Raw genomic sequence first — 15,297 nt, forward strand, 5'->3', positions numbered from 1 at the left:
CGAGCAGGGGAAGCGCGCTCCGAGCGCGCTGGGCGCGCTCCAGCGGCGCGCGAGCCCTGCGCGGCGCTGGAGCGCGCCGCGAGCAGGATCGGCAGAAAGGTGGCACGCCCAGGGGAAGGGCGGTAGCGTACGCCGCCTGCGAGCGAAAGAGCCCGGCCGGGCGCGCGCCGCTCAGCCGGTCAGCCCGGCGCGCACCCAGTTGACAACGGGAGGGCATCATGGTCTGCGTAGTACGCTCCGAGGCTTCGGAAGCGGTTCGGAAAGCGCCACGCGCAAAGGGTTTGCTGGGGTGATCCAGAGGTTGAGAGACTTCTTCTCGTCGCCGGGGCAGCGCAGCATGGCGCCCCTGACCGAGAGCGCGGCCGAGCGCAACCCGGGATGCAGCCTCGTCGTAGAGAACGTCAGCAAGAGCTTCGGTAAGACACAGATACTGAACGACGTGTCGTTCACGGCGGAGGCCGGCGAGTTCGTCACGCTGCTCGGGCCTTCCGGCTGCGGCAAGACGACGCTGCTCCGCATCATCGCGGGGCTCGATCGCGCCGATCGCGGGCAGATCCTGCTCGCGGGCAGGGCGGTTGACCACCTGCCGGCGAACCGCAGGCCGGTGAACACCGTGTTCCAGAACTATGCGCTGTTCCCGCATCTGACCGTGTTCGAGAACGTGGCCTTCGGCCTGAGGTCGCGCAGCTTCCCTGATGCCGAGGTGCGCGAGCGCGTGCGTTCGAGCCTCTCGATGCTGAAGCTCGATGAGCTCGCGGAGCGGTATCCGCACCAGATCTCGGGCGGTCAGAAGCAGCGAGTCGCGCTCGCGCGCGCGGTCGTCAACGAGCCTGAGGTGCTGCTGCTCGACGAGCCGATGTCGGCGCTCGACGCGAAGCTGCGCGCCGAGGTGCAGCTCGACCTGCGCCGGCTCCAGCGCGCGCTCGGGAAGACGTTCGTGCTCGTCACGCACGATCAGGACGAGGCGATGACCGTCTCGGACCGCATCGTGCTGATGAACAAGGGCCGCATCGAGCAGCAGGGGGCGACGGCCGCGGTGTACGAGCGGCCGCAGAGCCGCTTCGCCGCCGAGTTCTTCGGCGCGGCCAACCTCATCTCCGCGCAGCGCGTCGGCGCCACGCTCGTCTTCACGACGGTGGGCGCGCTGAGGGTGCAGACCAAGCCTCAGTGGGAGTACGGCACGCTCGCGATCCACCCCGAGTGGATCGAGCTCTGCGAGAACGAGCCGGCGGAGAACGGCGTGCGCGGCGTAGTGAAGGAGAGCTTCTACCGCGGCGATCACGTGGAGCTCATCATCGAGCCCGGGCCGCTGCGCGTGCAGCTCAGCCCCCGCTCGCGGCTCAAGCCCGGCTCCTCGGTCTGGCTCGCCCTGCCCGCCGAGCGGCTCGAGGTGCTCAGTGACTGAGCCCACGGTCTGGTATGGCCAGCTCACGACGCGGCGCAGGCTCCTCGCGCGGGGGTCCCTGTTCATCGCGGGCGGCATCTCCTGGCTGTCCGTGTTCCTCCTCTTGCCGAGCCTGGCGCTCCTCGTCGTGTCGTTCCTCAAGCGCGACGCGGACGGCGCCCTGCTCTGGGAGCTGTCGTTCGAGTCGTTCGAGCGCATCTTCGGCTCCGCGTCCGGCGAGAACGCGCGCATCCTCATCAGGAGCATCGTCCTCGCGCTGGTCGTGACGAGCGCCTCCGTGATGCTCGCCTATCCGATGGCCTTCTTCATCGCGCGCGGCTCGCGGCGCCGGCGGTTCTTCTGGCTCGCGCTCATCATCGTCCCGCTCTGCACGAACCTCGTGATCCGCACGTTCAGCTGGAAGCTCCTCCTGTCGGCGCAGCTCCTGCCCGCCAAGCTCGCCGCCTGGCTCGGGTGGATCGACCCGGGCCGCGACGTCTATCCCAGCTGGACGGCGGTCACGATCGGCCTCGTCGCGGCCTCCCTCCCGTTCGCGGTGGTCCCCCTCTACACGAGCATCGATCGTCTCGACTGGTCGCTCGTCGAGGCCGCGCAGGACCTCTATGCGTCGCGGCTTCGCATCTTCCTCGCGGCGATCCTGCCGCAGACCCTCCCCGGCCTCAGCGTCGCAGTCCTCCTCACGTACGTCCCGGCGATGAGCGTCTTCGTGGTGAGCGACATGCTCGGCGGCGCGAAGCACTGGCTGATAGGGAACCTCATCCAGCACCAGTTCGGCCCGGGGAGGAACATCCCTTACGGCGCGGCGCTCAGCCTGGTGCTCATCGTCCTGACGCTGGGCGGCGTGTCCCTCTACCGCCGGAATGGGCGCTCCGTGGAGATCCTGTGAAGCTCGGCCGGGGCCTCTGGCGCGCGCTGACGACGATCGCCGCCTTCCTCGGCTTCGCGCTCCTCTACCTGCCGCTCTTCGCGGTCGCCGTCTACTCGTTCAACGCCGCGGAGCGGGGCCTGCTCTGGACCGGCTTCTCGGTTCGCTGGTACCTCGATCTCTTCGCCGATCCCGAGATCAACCGGCGCGCCCTGGAGATCCGCGAGGTCGCCGTGAACACCCTGGTGCTCGGCGGCGCCTCGACGCTCATCGCGACGGTCCTCGGGACGCTGCTCGCCCTGGGGATGCACTTTCCGTGGCCGAGCTCCGTGAGTCGCGTGCTCGAGTCGATCGTGGACATCCCGGCGGTCGCTCCCGACATCACGTTCGCGGCGGTGCTGGTCATGGCGTTCAACGTGCTCCGCCGCGTGGTGGACCAGTGGTTCGAGCCCAGCATGACGACGATGATCATCGGTCATGTGACGTTCGAGATCGCGTTCGTGACGCTCATCGTCCGCAGTCGGCTCATCGCCATCGGGCCGACGCTGAGCGAGGCCGCGATGGACCTCTATGCGTCGCCGTGGATCCACTTCCGGAGGGTCACGCTCCCCCTCCTGTGGCCGGCGATCGTGGGGGGCGCCATGCTCGCGTTCACGCTGTCGCTCAACGACTTCGTGATCAGCTTCTTCACGTCCGGCCCACGCTCGGTCACGCTCCCGCTCTACGTCTACCAATCTCAGATGCGAGGCGTGCGGACCGACCTGTTCGCGATTTCAACGCTCCTCCTGATCGGCGTGGCGGTGTCCATCGTGCTCCTGGAGCGGCTCACCCGCTGGAGGCACAATTGAGCCGCCGGCCCGGGCTCGCGGCGGAGGCGGCGGAGCTCGGTGGAGGCGGCGCGCCGGGCGGCGGGCGGCCAAGGGGCTCGCGCGCGCCGCGCGGAGCCGGGAGGACTCCTGCGCGTCAGCGCAGCGATGCACCGCCCTTGTTCACCTTGGCGCTGGGCCTGACCAGCGCTCCACCTCGCTCTGGCTCGCGCGGCCCGGCCCCGGGGCGCCGAGCTCGAGCGCTCGCCTGACGGCGCCTCCTGCGGGGTGCCGGGCCCGGACCGCGCGCCTCGCCGGGTTCCGCTCACTCTGTGATGCGCTCCGCGCACGGCGCCTACACAGCGGCGTCCACGCCGGCGTGAGGTCCACGGCCGCCTGTGCGAACAGGTTGGATCAGCTGACGGCTTACGGTAAGCTGACCCGGCAATGCGGCTGTTTCGTCCCAAGCTCGCCGGGTCTTTGCGTGACGGCTGGACCCGGCGGACGGCGCTTTGCGCTCCACTTCGACCGTTGGGAATCGAGATCGAAAGATGAGCTTTCGTCGCTCCGCACTCCTACTCATACTCGTAGCACTCCTCACATTCTCCGGTCGGCCTGCCTGGGCGGATGATCTGGCCGATGAGGCCGATCTACACTTCAGGATCGCCACGGAGCGCTATTCGGCGCGTGACTACCGGGGCGCCCTGGAGCACTTCCTGGTGTCGAACCGGCTTGTCCCGAACCGAAACGTGATCTTCAACATCGCCCGAACTTACGAGGCTCTCCAGGAGTATCCAGACGCATTTCGCTATTACGTTCAAGCGCTCGATCTCGAGCCCAACGCCGCGCGCAGGCCGGCCATCGAGGAGGCGCTCGCGCGCATCCGGCCCAACGTCGCCGTCATCAACGTGACGACGGACCCGCCCGGAGCGACGGTGTACATCAACCGCCGCGATCTCGGCGGCCGCGGCAACACGCCCCGCCTCCTCGGCTTCCAGCCCGGCAAGCACAAGATCATCGTCGATCTCGAGGGGTACGAGCCGGCGGAGGTCGAGAACGTCGAGGCGAAGATCGGCGAGCAGACGAACGTCGCGGTCAAGCTGAAGCGCATCGTCGGGACGGTGCGCGTGGTCGGCGAGATGGCCGGCACGACGGTGCGGGTCAACGACGCGGGCGGCCCCCCGGCCTGCACCGCGCCGTGCGATCTCACGCTGCCTCCTGGCCGGCACCGCCTCTACCTCTCGCAGGAGGGGTATCAGCCGTCGGAGCAGGACGTGAACGTGGCGGCCGCGAGCACGGTGACCGCGCGTTACCGGCTCAACCCGCTCACCGGCAGCCTCGTCGTCAACGCGGATGAGCGCGACGCGCTCGTCGAGGTCGACGGAAAGCCGATGGGCTTCACGCCCGCGGTCCTCAACGTGCAGAGCGGCCAGCGCCGCGTGCGCGTCTCGCTGCGCGGCTTCCGCCCGGTCGAGCAGTCGGCCACCGTGGTGGCCGGACAGCAGACCCGGATCGACATCTCCCTCCGGCAGCTCGAGGAGGTCGAGGCCGCGTCGCGTACGGCGGAGGCCGTCGAGGACGCGCCCGGCTCGGTCACCATCATCTCGGGCCAGGAGCTCCGCGCGATGGGGTATCCGACCGTCGCCGAGGCCTTGAGGGGCATGCGCGGCGTCTACACGACGTACGACGGCACCTACTCCTGGGTTGGCATCCGCGGGATCAGCATCCCCGGCGACTACAGCAACCGCGTGCTCGTGCTGCTCAACGGGCACTCGATCAACGACACGTGGGACGGCCTCGCCTTCGCCGATCAATCGGCGCGCACCGACCTGGAGGACGTCGAGCGGATCGAGGTCGTCCGTGGCCCGGGCTCGCTGCTCTACGGTACGGGCGCGTTCGTCGGCGTCATCAACATCGTGACCAAGGGCCGCCCGACGTCGTTCGGCGCGGGCGTCGGCGTGGGCGCGGCGCAGCACGGCTTCATCCGGGGCCGCGGCCAGGTGCAGGTGCCCTTCGGGCGCGACTCCGGCATGTGGCTGTCGGTCGCCGGCGGCCACGGTCAAGGGCGAGACTACTTCCTGCCGATCCCGGAGGGACTCGAGAACAAGTGGAAGGACGGGGATGCCAACGCCCGCGGCGCGGACCACTTCAATGTCGGGACGGTCCAGGGGCGGCTCTGGTACAAGTCCCTCTCGGCGCAGGTGTCCTACAACGACCGCAAGAAGGCGCTCCCGACCGGCGCCAACTTCACCATGGTCGGCGACGACAGGACGTTTTACCGCGACAGGCGCGGGTTCGCCGAGCTCACGTTCTCGCCGCGGTTCTCGGATAGCTTCTCGATGACGACCCGCGTGGCCGTCGACATGCAGCTCTACAATGACACGCTGTGGCTGTCCGAGGCCCAGACGGCCGATGAAAGCACGATTTCTGATGTCGAGCAGTACCAGGACACGTGGCTGCTCGCGGACCAGCGCTTCGAAATCTCACCGTTCCGCGAGCTGAAGGTCACCGTCGGCGCCGAGGGCCAGGTACACCTGCTCGGCAGGATGCGCATCGAGGAGAAGGTTTGCGGTCTTCTTCCTCCGTGCACCGACACGCTCGTGCTGCCCGTCGGCGACCTCGACCCCAACGACGAGAATCTGTTCGACTCGCACCCTTACCAGATCCTCGCCGGCTACGGCGTTGTCGACTTCGTCCCGTCCGACCGCGTCCGCGTCTCCGCGGGTGCTCGTATCGATTACTACAACTATGGAGAGGACGGTCTCAGCTTCAACTCCGGGATCAGCCCGCGCATCGCGCTCGTCGTCAAGCCCTACGAAGGGGGCAACCTGAAGGTCACCGGCGGCCGCGCGTTCCGCGCTCCGCCCATCTACGAGCTCTTCCTGCAGGTGCCCTCGAGCAACTTTGCCCCGGGGTACGAACCGGAAAAGAACGCGTCGGTCGATCCCGAGAGCGTGCTCTCGGGAGAGGTCGAGTTCACGCACCGGCTCTCGTCCACGCTCTCGTTGCTCGGCGCGGGGTACGTGAACTACATGACCGACATGATCGCGCAGACCGGCGACTTCACGCCGGCGCTGCCGGGGAGGTACGACAACACCAAGGAGCCGATCCTCGTGCTGGGCGGGGAGGCCGAGCTGCGCCGCGAGTGGCGCCAGGGCTGGATGGCCTCTCTCTCCTACTCCTATTCACGGGCGCGGTACCTCGATAAAGGAGACGTCGACGATGAGCTCAAGAAGGTGCCCAACTCGCCGGAGCACATGGCCGCCGTCAAGGGAACCGTGCCGCTGTTCGGAAAGGCCCTGATGCTGTCGACGCGCCTCACCGTCGAGTCGTCGCGCATCGACAAGAACCTGACGGAGACCGACCCCGCGGTGATCTGGGACGTCGTCCTCTCCGGCCAGACGGACGTGGCCGGCCTCCGCTACAACATGGGCGTCTACAACGTCGCCGACTGGGAGTACGAGGCCCCCATCTCGCCCCAGTTCACGGCGACCAGGATGCCGCAGGCAGGCCGCACCTTCCTCCTCTCTGCCAACCTGAACTTCTGATCATCGCGCGGCCGTCCTGGCCGCGCGCTCTCCACCTCACGCCCATCACCCCTCGGCGCTCCGCCCCCGCGCCGCCCTGCTCGACCGCGGCGCAGGGCGGCCCGCGCAGCGCGTGGCCTCGCGGGCCATCGGGCGGCGTCGTCCTGGCGGCCTCATCCATTCCGGGCGTGGCGCGAGCCACAGCTGCGCCACCGTTCCACGCTGGCAGGAGCTCCACCGCTGCACGCGGTTCGCGCCACGCTCGAATTCAGCGTCTCGCGTGAACTCAGCGCCTGGACCGGCCTCGCGTGTCATGCAGCGCTCTCGTGTGTTGCGTTGCCCGACGCAAATCGTGCGCCGGGGCGCAAATCACGCACGATCCTCGGCATTCCACGATCGAGGCGCGATGGTGTGGAGCGGTGCGCTCGCCTCATGACCGTCGTCGACAAAGCGGCGATCTTGGCGATGCGCGGCCACGTAACCGTAACCGAGACCAAGTGACCACATCATCGGACGCCCGCACCTCTCGTCGCGAGCGGCGCGGTCATGATTTTGCTTGAAAGCAAAACATCGCTTGTCCATCATGGTCACTCGTGAATATCTGCTCCTCGACCTCGGATCGCGCGGCACACGGCGCGCGCGGCCCGGAGCGACGGCGGAACAACGGGCGCGCCGCTCGGCGGATCGCGCCGCGACCAGGAGCGACCAGGAGCGACCAGGAGAGCGATGGGCGCCGATCTTCGCGCCGAACCCTAGGTCACGAGAGGAGCGCGCGTCGGGTATGTCGCCCGCGGCGCGCCGCCTTGAAGGCGTTTTTGCCAACCTGACCATCGTCAGCCAGCCCGAGCAAGAGGTCCATGTTGCCCGACCGCCCGATCGATGTCCCCGAGCAGTCGTTCGCTTCCGTCTACGACCGGCGTCGCCTCGCGGCCGCAGGGGAGATGTTGCCACAGATGTGGGACACTCTACCTGAGTGGCCGAGCGTCGGCGGCGGGCGCCGTGTCATCGTGCTCGGCGGCGGGATTTCAGGGCTGTGCACCGCATGGTCGCTGCGGAAGGCCGGGTTCGACCCGATCATCCTCGAGCGGAATGACCGTGTAGGCGGCCGCTTCTACACGCTCCGGAACCACTTCGGCGACCAGTACGCGGAGCTCGGCGTCACCCGGATCGCCGACACCCACGTCCTCACGCTGGCCTATGCGCGCCACTTCGGGCTGGAGATCCTCGAGTATCCGCTCGACGCGACGCAGCTGTACTACGTCATGGGCCATCGCTTCCTGAGCACCTCGCGGGGCAAAGCGCACTATCCTGCCGACTTTCCGCTCTCTCCGGAAGAGCGGGACATCGACGCGGAGTCCCTCAACCTGCAGCTCGCGGCGAAGGCGTTCTCGGTGATCGGCGACCCGCGGGACACGCAGTGGCCACCGGCCACCGTCCGCAAGGACTTCTCGGGCGAGACGTTCTTCCGCAGCCTGGATCGGACCGGGGCCTCGCACGCCGCGAGGGAGATCTGCCGCGCGTACGAGGGGACGGAGATCGAAATGTTCAGCGGCCTCGCCTGGTCGGCGAACCAGCGGCTCGACGCCAAGTGGTTCCACACCTACGCGATCGCCGGCGGGAACGACCGGCTGACCACCGCGTTCGCCGACGATCTCGGCGATCGCATCCTCAAGGGGGCCCATGTGCAGCGGGTGATCTCCCGCGAGGACGGCGTGACCGTCGAGTTCCTCAGGAACGGAGACCCCGAGACGATCGAGGGCGACTTCGTGGTATGCGCGCTCCCCCACCGCATCCTGCTCGAGGTCGCGTTCGACCCGCCGCTCTCCGGCCCGAAGCACCGCGCCGCGTCGGAGATCCCGATGTTCACCGTCACGCGCCTCAACTTCCAGTTCTCGCACCGGTTCTGGGCGGACGAGGGCATCGTCGGGCTGCTCGCGGCCTGCACGACCACGCCCATCGAGCGTCTGTGGGACCTGACCTCGCTCCAGTCCGGCACCTCGGGCATCCTCACGGCCTACGTGCAGGACCGCAACGCCGCGGCGCTCGACGAGCTGCCCACCGCGGCCGATCGCATCGAGTTCGGGCTCAAGACGATGGAGTCGTTCTTCCCGAACGCCCGGCAGTACTTCCAGAAGGGGCTGTCGTTCTCGTGGCACCACCAGCCGTACACGCGAGGCGGCTGGCCCGCGTACCGGCCCGATCAGACCGACCTGATCGCGGATCTCCAGCGCGGCGAGGGGCGCATCGTCTTCGCGGGCGATCACACGTGTCTCTACACGGGCTGGGCGCAGGGTGCCCTCGAGTCGGCGCACTTCGCCACGGCCGAGGTGATCGCGGCGGCTCGCGGGTCGATCGAGCCGACCACCTGAGCGAGCTCGCCAGGCGCCCCCCGGCGCGACGTTCGCGACGCCCCTCGGACGCACGCCGCAGAGGGGGTGTATAACGTCGCTGGTATGGCTCGCCTCCTCCACGTCATCGGAGTCCAGTCCCGGCCCGTGCCCGGCGACCCTGCTGCGACGCTCGAGAAGCTCGAGCGCGAGGTGCAGACGCTGGGGGCCTCGTTCCCCGAGGCGCAGCTCTACCTGTTTCCCGAGCTGTGGCTCACGGGGGATCACCCGTTCCGCCACACTTCCCCGCCGCACGAGCTCGCCCAGCCGATCCCGGGACCGCTCACGAAGCGGCTCGGCGCGATCGCGCGCAGGGCCGGGAGGTGGCTCTGCGCCGGGTCGATCTACGAGCGCGCGGGCGACAAGCTGCACAATACCGCGCTCGTCTTCTCGCCGAGCGGCAAGCTCGTCGCGCGGTACCGCAAGCTCTATCCCTGGATGCCCTTCGAGACCTGTGCGCCGGGCGATGAGCCCGCGCCCGTGTTCGACATCCCGCGCGTCGGCCGGCTGGGGCTCATGGTCTGCTACGACGGCTGGTATCCCGAGGTCGCGCGCGGCCTGGCGCTGCGCGGCGCCGAGGTGATCCTGCACCCGACGCTCACCACGACGCCGGATCGCGAGGAGGAGCTCGTGCTCGCCCGCGCCCGCGCGATCGAGAACCAGTGTTATGTGGTGAACGTGAACGCCGCGGTGGAGATCGGCGGCGGGCGCTCCATCGCGGTCGATCCCGAGGGCCGCGTCCTCTTCCAGGGCGGCTCCGGGGAGGAGTACCTCGGGGAGGTGCTCGATCTCGACCGCGTCCAGACGGTCCGCGCGCACGGCACGCGCGGGCTCAACCGGGTCTTCCGCCAGTTCACCGAAGACTCGCCAGAAGCGGTCTTCGCGCCGTACCGAGCGCGCCGCCGGACACGCGCGTAGAGCCGACGCAGAGCGGCGGTCACCCGGCCGGCTCCCTTGCTTTCTGCGCCCCAGGCCGGCACGCGATGAGCCCGAGCCCCTCCTGCGCGATCGTCGCGCCAGCCAGCGCCGTGATCTCACCCACGTCGTACGCGGGCGCGACCTCCACGACGTCCATGCCGACGAGCGCGATGCCCTGGAGCCCCCGCAGGATCTCCAGCGCGACCGCGGTGGACATCCCCCCGCAGACCGGCGTGCCGGTGCCGGGCGCGAAGCTCGGGTCGAGGAAATCGATGTCGAACGTCAGGTAAACCTCGTGGTCCCCGACGATGTTACGAACGTGCTCGATCACCGCCCTCGCGCCATGGCGATGAACCCAGGGCGCGTCGAGCACCTGGAAGCCGAGCGTATCGGCGTTGTAGGTGCGGAGACCGATCTGCGCCGAGCGGCTGGGCTCCACGAGGCCCTCCCGCGCCGCGTGGAAGAACATGGTGCCGTGATCGACCCGACCCGAACCGACCTCGTCGCTCCACGTGTCGGAGTGAGCGTCGAAATGGATCAGCGAGAGCTTCCCGCGGCGCTTGGACACGGCGCGCAGGATCGGGTAGCTCACGAAGTGATCCCCCCCGATCGAGAGGGGCGTCACCCCGGCGTCGAGGATCCGGCCGATGTGCTCCTCGATGGCGACAGGGCTCTCCTCCGGACGCCCGTAATCCCAGACGCAGTCGCCATAGTCCACCACGGCGAGCCGGTCGAGCGGATCGAACTCGTAGCCGTAAGGGCGGCTCCACGCGAGGTGCGCCGAGGCCTCCCGCACCGCGCGCGGGCCGAAGCGCGTCCCTGGGCGGTTGCTGGTCGCCGTGTCGAGCGGGATGCCGGTGACCGCCACATCGACGCCGGTCAGATCGCGCGTGTACTTGCGGCGCAGGAAGGAGAGCGCGCCGCTGTAGGTCGGCTCGCGCCGGACGCCATAGAGGCCATCGGCCGTGAACGCGTTGTCTACGACCATGCCTCTCGCGCGAGACGTGGTCTTGGAGCGATGATCTTCCATAGAGGTCCTTACGTTCAGATCGACGCACTCCACCTCGTCGCGTCGGGCGCCTTGGGCGCGATGCGCTCCGGTGGCAGCGAGCTACGCCGCGCGCCAGCCGGGCTCGTCGCGCGCGCGTCGGGGACGCGCCGGCGAGACGAGCGCCGCGCCAGAGTGACAGGTCGGTGGCAACGAAGCATTCGGTCTTGCCAGCGGCTCCACGCAGCGGCCCGGACTCCAGCTCGGGCGCGCGCTCGACACCGGCGCGTCCCGCAGGATCGGCATCGGCGTGATCGGAGGCTGAGCCCCTCGTCGGCGCCATCGCCTCGAGGTCAGTTCGATTTCACGGCCGCCCAGACCTCGTCGTAGAGCTTGGCCGACTCGCCGAGATCACGATGGGCCTCCAGGCGGGTCGCCAGATCGCCCGTCGGGTAGATGAGCTGGTTCGTGCGGTCTTCGGCCGGCAGCTTCGCCTGCGCGGCGCTGTTCGGGGTCGCGTACTTCGTCATCATCGAGAGCTGCGCGCCGCCGTCGGGGGTCAGCATGTAATTGATGAACTTGTGAGCCAGCTCGGGGTGGGGCGACTTGGTCGGCACGGTCATCACGTCGACCCAGATCACGGAGCCTTCCTTCGGAATGACGAGGGCGAGGCGATCCTTGTCCTCCCAGACCACCTTCTGCGCGTCCCCGTTCCAGACGACCGCCATGTCGACGGAGCCGCCCTTCACGTCCTGCGTCGCGCCGATGCCGCCCTTGAAGCCGAGGCACTTCGGGTTGCTCTTGGCCTCCTTGAGGATGCGCCCGGCCTCCCGGATCTCTTCAGGCTTCGACGTGTTGCTGGAAAATCCCTTGTACTTCAGCGCCGCGCCGACCATGTCCCGCATCTCGTCGATCAGCACGAACGTGCCCGGCGTCTTCTGGGCGTCGAAGAGCACGCCCCACGTCGGATCCATGTTGGGGATCTTCTTCTTGTTGTAGATGATCGCGACGGTGCCCCACTGATAAGGGATAGAATACTTGTTGCCCTCGTCGAAGTTCGGGCCCGAGAACCGCGACTCGAGGTTCTTCAGGTTGGGGAGCTGGGCGTGATCCAGGGGGCGGATGAGCCCGCGCCGCGCGAGCCGCCCGCTGGCGTGAGCCGCCATCACGACGACGTCGTACTGCGCGTCGGCGCCCGCATAGGCGAGCTTGCTCTCCATCTCCTCGGTGGAGTCGTAGATCGTGAGCCGCAGACGGGCGTTGTTCTGCGTCTCGAAGTCCTTGATGCTCTTGTCGTCCAGGTAGTTCGGGAAGATGAGGACGCTGAGCTCGGAGGGCTGAGCCGCAGCTTCCTTGGTGCCCGACTCTGCACGTGCTTCAGAAGGAGCCTTATCTTTGCCGCAGGCGGCGACCGATAGGACACCCAACAGAATGGCTAGTACCATCAGGGGTCGACGTTGAGTCTTCATAAGTTGTCCTTTCTCCAGCTGCTCAAGGCGGACAGGCCTGCGGGTGTTCGCTGGCGCGATGCTGGCCTCTGGGATCTCCGGAAGCGAGAACCAGCGGAGCGCGTCTGCGGACCGAGGCCCCCATCGGCCGGTAGGACGCGCAGGATGCCGGGCAGCCCCGGCCGCAACCCTATGGACCGTGGATTGCAAGCGCGCGTCCCCTTGTCAAGGAAAATGTGGTGCGCGGTGAGCAACACAACTGGCCTTCTCATTCGGAGCGAAACCACGACTGTTCGCAAGCTTAGGCGAATCGTACATTCCGTGGCTCTGAATCCGAAAGGGATTGTCGAAATTGCATTCAAATGTGTGTTCGCCACGCATCCACGCGCATCCGGGACAGCGTCTACACGAGATTGTTCTCCCCCGGGTGAAACGGCGCGCGGCACGGCAATGCGTGTTTCGACGTTGCCGGAACACAGGACCGCAATGCTCGCGGGCTGCGCTCGATCGTCGTGCGCGTCGTGCGCGTCGTGCGCGATCGGATCTGCGGGAGCCGGGTGCTCACGCGTGCGGCATTGAAGAGCGGACACGCCGGCTCCCCGGCGCGCGGCGCGCACCGGCGGGATGGGTACTGCCGTCGCACCATGCTGCAAGCGAGTCTCCACGGGAACGCGACGCTCCAGGCCGAGCCGATCGAGTCTAGTTGAACAGCGATTTCACGGGCCCCGTCGAGTGCACGATCCTCCGGGCCAGCAGCGTGACCACGAAGTGATGGAAGGCCGCGGCCAGCTCGGGCGCCTCCTCCGTCATTCGATGCAGCGCCTCCTCCGTGAGCCGGTAGAGCGTGGACTGCCGGCTGGCGGTGACCGTCGCCGACCGCTTCTCGCCCATGTAGAGCCCGGACTCGCCGACGACCGACCCCGGCCCCATCGTGCGGAGCCGCTTCACCTTCTTCCCGTCGATCTCGAGCCAGGCCGTGAGCTCTCCGCTCTCGATGAGGTAGAGGTCCTTCGAGACATCTCCGGCCCGGAACAGATCGAACCCATCCGGGAGCTCCACGCGCTCGAGGTAGTCCTTGAAACGTAGCATTCCCTGGCGACCGCCGAATACATCCTGGAGATCGTAGAACAGCATCGGAGGCGGCAGCATGCTGGGCGGCGCATCTGCGATGATCTCCTTCTCACACGCCTCGAGGCCTCGATCCAGATCCGGGTAGATCCGGCAGACCTCGTCGTCATCGCCGACGAAGACCTCGCCCCGCTCGAGGTGATTGCGGATGTCCACACGCACCTCCGTGAAGATGAGCTTGACGCCGTGCGCCTTGGCGAGCCTGCGGAGCCGGAGGAAGCTCGCGATGGCGGACGAGTCGATGCCGTTCACGTGGCGGAAGTCGAGCAGCAGATAGCGCACCTCACCTTCTTCGCTCTGGATGCGCTGCTGGGCGGTCGAGAGGAGATTGTACGCCGTCCCGAAGAAGATATAGCCTTGGAGCTGGAGCACGTTGAGCTGCTTGGCGCGCTCCGTCAGGGTCATCTCCTCGCCGTCGCTGCGAGCGACGTTGCTGCGCAGGTAGACCCCGGAGATGGCGTTGCGCACCACCTCGATGCGGCTGTAGCTCAGCGCGAAGAGGATGAACGAGACGCCGAGCCCCACGCCGATGCCGACAAGGAAGCCCCGGACGGCGACGACAAGGAGGATCACCACGATGACGAAGTACTCGATGCGCCGCAGCCGGAACCAGCCCTCGTAGAGCGTGTTGATGAGGAAGTGGAATCCGAGATAGGCGATCAGTCCCCCGAGGACGGGGCGCGGGAAGTACAGGATGGCGTCGGCGCCGACGAAGAGCACGACGCAGCTGATCGCCGCCGCGACCAGCCCCGAGATGCGGCTGTTCGAGCCGGCCTTGTAGCTCATCGACGACTCGGCCAGCGACAGGTAGCCGACCATGCCGCCGAAGAGGCCCGTGACGATGTTGGCGACGCCCGTGGCCCGCAGCTCGCGGTCGAGATCGATCTCCTGCTCCGTCGCGAGCTCGACGCCTGACGCGCTGAGCAGCACGGTGATGGCGGCCATGATCGTGACGGCGGCCATGTTGCCCGCGCTGCCGAACAGGACCGACCAGTCCACCTTCCCGAAATCCGAAGCGCCGATCGGCGGCCAGAGCGACGCGGTCGGGAACGGACCGAGGAGCCAGCCGCTGTCGAGCACCTGCTGCACGCTGACGCCGGCGAGGCCCAGCGAGACGTAGAACACCACGATCGAGCCGCCGAGCAGCACGGGGAGGAGCAGGAGCGACGAGAACCGCCGCAGCACCAGGAGGAGCAGGACGCCGAACACGAGGCCCGGGAGGACCCGCTTCAGGAGCTCCGGATCCATCACGACGCTCGGGAAAATGTCGAGCGTCGATGGCTGGCCGGACATCACCGAGATCGAGCCCTGGAGGAGGAGCCAGCCGGCGCCGGCGATGAAGCCGCCGGCGACGGGGTACGGGATGAAGCGGACCAGGATGCCGAGCCGTAAGAGGCCGAGCAGCAGGAAGAAGCCGCCTGCGACCACGGAGGTGATCGCGATGGCGGCCACGACCGTCGGGAACGGGCTCGCCGTCGGGTCCTTCTGCGCGATGCCCGTCGTGATCGCCGCCGCCATCGAGGCGAGAATGACGGCGGCGTCCTCCTGCGGCGCGGCGATCACCGGCTTGTAGGAGCTGAGGAGCGACACGATCACGCCGACGATGACGGAGCTGATCAGGATGATGCCGATCCCTCTCGAGAGGTAACCGGCGAGCCCGTGGTTGAAGATCAGCGCGCCAAGTGAAATATCGAACGAGACGACCAGCGTCCCCGAGACCATTCCGGCGATCACGGCGGGCATGAGCTTGGAAGGCTTCGCCTTCTCAAGGAGCTCCTCGTTCAACAGCGCAGGTGACTCCTTTGTTGCCTGTCGTGTCATGCTC

Annotated in this window: 10 protein-coding genes; 6 read left to right on the top strand and 4 right to left on the bottom strand. The window is 67.9% G+C overall.

Annotation, left to right across the window (positions count from 1 at the left end; all coding sequences use genetic code 11):
• Positions 1-289: 289 nt before the first annotated feature.
• The 4 genes from ACSRUE_RS02615 (at position 290) to ACSRUE_RS02630 (ending at position 6,624) form a co-directional block, all read left to right on the top strand.
• Positions 290-1,405, top strand: a complete 1,116-nt coding sequence (locus ACSRUE_RS02615) for an ABC transporter ATP-binding protein (protein WP_437762504.1) — start codon at positions 290-292, stop codon at positions 1,403-1,405.
• Positions 1,398-2,291: an ABC transporter permease gene (locus ACSRUE_RS02620; RefSeq protein WP_441289634.1), complete on the top strand. Its 894-nt coding sequence runs from the start codon at positions 1,398-1,400 to the stop codon at positions 2,289-2,291. Before ACSRUE_RS02615 ends, ACSRUE_RS02620 begins: the two co-directional genes overlap by 8 nt.
• Positions 2,288-3,118: an ABC transporter permease gene (locus ACSRUE_RS02625; protein ID WP_441289635.1), complete on the top strand. Its 831-nt coding sequence runs from the start codon at positions 2,288-2,290 to the stop codon at positions 3,116-3,118. Before ACSRUE_RS02620 ends, ACSRUE_RS02625 begins: the two co-directional genes overlap by 4 nt.
• A 677-nt stretch (positions 3,119-3,795) precedes the next feature.
• Complete coding sequence (locus ACSRUE_RS02630; RefSeq protein ID WP_441289636.1) at positions 3,796-6,624, top strand: TonB-dependent receptor domain-containing protein; 2,829 nt, start codon at positions 3,796-3,798, stop codon at positions 6,622-6,624.
• 348 nt (positions 6,625-6,972) lie between these two features.
• Here ACSRUE_RS02630 and ACSRUE_RS02635 read toward each other — a convergent pair whose 3' ends face one another.
• Complete coding sequence (locus ACSRUE_RS02635) at positions 6,973-7,188, bottom strand: hypothetical protein (RefSeq protein WP_441289637.1); 216 nt, start codon at positions 7,186-7,188, stop codon at positions 6,973-6,975.
• A 272-nt stretch (positions 7,189-7,460) separates the two neighbouring features.
• Here ACSRUE_RS02635 and ACSRUE_RS02640 point away from each other — a divergent pair, with 272 nt between their 5' ends.
• Both ACSRUE_RS02640 and ACSRUE_RS02645 read left to right on the top strand, forming a co-directional pair.
• Positions 7,461-8,972: a flavin monoamine oxidase family protein gene (locus ACSRUE_RS02640; RefSeq protein ID WP_441289638.1), complete on the top strand. Its 1,512-nt coding sequence runs from the start codon at positions 7,461-7,463 to the stop codon at positions 8,970-8,972.
• A gap of 84 nt (positions 8,973-9,056) precedes the next feature.
• Positions 9,057-9,908, top strand: a complete 852-nt coding sequence (locus tag ACSRUE_RS02645) for a carbon-nitrogen hydrolase family protein (protein WP_441289639.1) — start codon at positions 9,057-9,059, stop codon at positions 9,906-9,908.
• A 19-nt stretch (positions 9,909-9,927) separates the two neighbouring features.
• Here the strand turns inward: ACSRUE_RS02645 and speB are convergent, their stop codons facing one another.
• The 3 genes from speB to ACSRUE_RS02660 all read right to left on the bottom strand — a co-directional run bounded on the left by speB (position 9,928) and on the right by ACSRUE_RS02660 (position 15,257).
• The gene (speB, locus tag ACSRUE_RS02650; RefSeq protein ID WP_441289640.1) at positions 9,928-10,896 is read right to left on the bottom strand and encodes an agmatinase; all 969 of its coding nucleotides are present in this window, start codon (positions 10,894-10,896) and stop codon (positions 9,928-9,930) included.
• A 353-nt stretch (positions 10,897-11,249) separates the two neighbouring features.
• On the bottom strand, positions 11,250-12,341 hold the full coding sequence (locus ACSRUE_RS02655) for a polyamine ABC transporter substrate-binding protein (protein ID WP_441289641.1): 1,092 nt from the start codon (positions 12,339-12,341) through the stop codon (positions 11,250-11,252).
• Between the two features lie 702 nt (positions 12,342-13,043).
• On the bottom strand, positions 13,044-15,257 hold the full coding sequence (locus tag ACSRUE_RS02660) for a SulP family inorganic anion transporter (RefSeq protein WP_437762512.1): 2,214 nt from the start codon (positions 15,255-15,257) through the stop codon (positions 13,044-13,046).
• Positions 15,258-15,297 lie beyond the last annotated feature (40 nt).

It is taken from the genome of Sorangium sp. KYC3313 (assembly GCF_052075895.1).
Classification (GTDB): domain Bacteria; phylum Myxococcota_A; class Polyangia; order Polyangiales; family Polyangiaceae; genus Sorangium; species Sorangium cellulosum_B.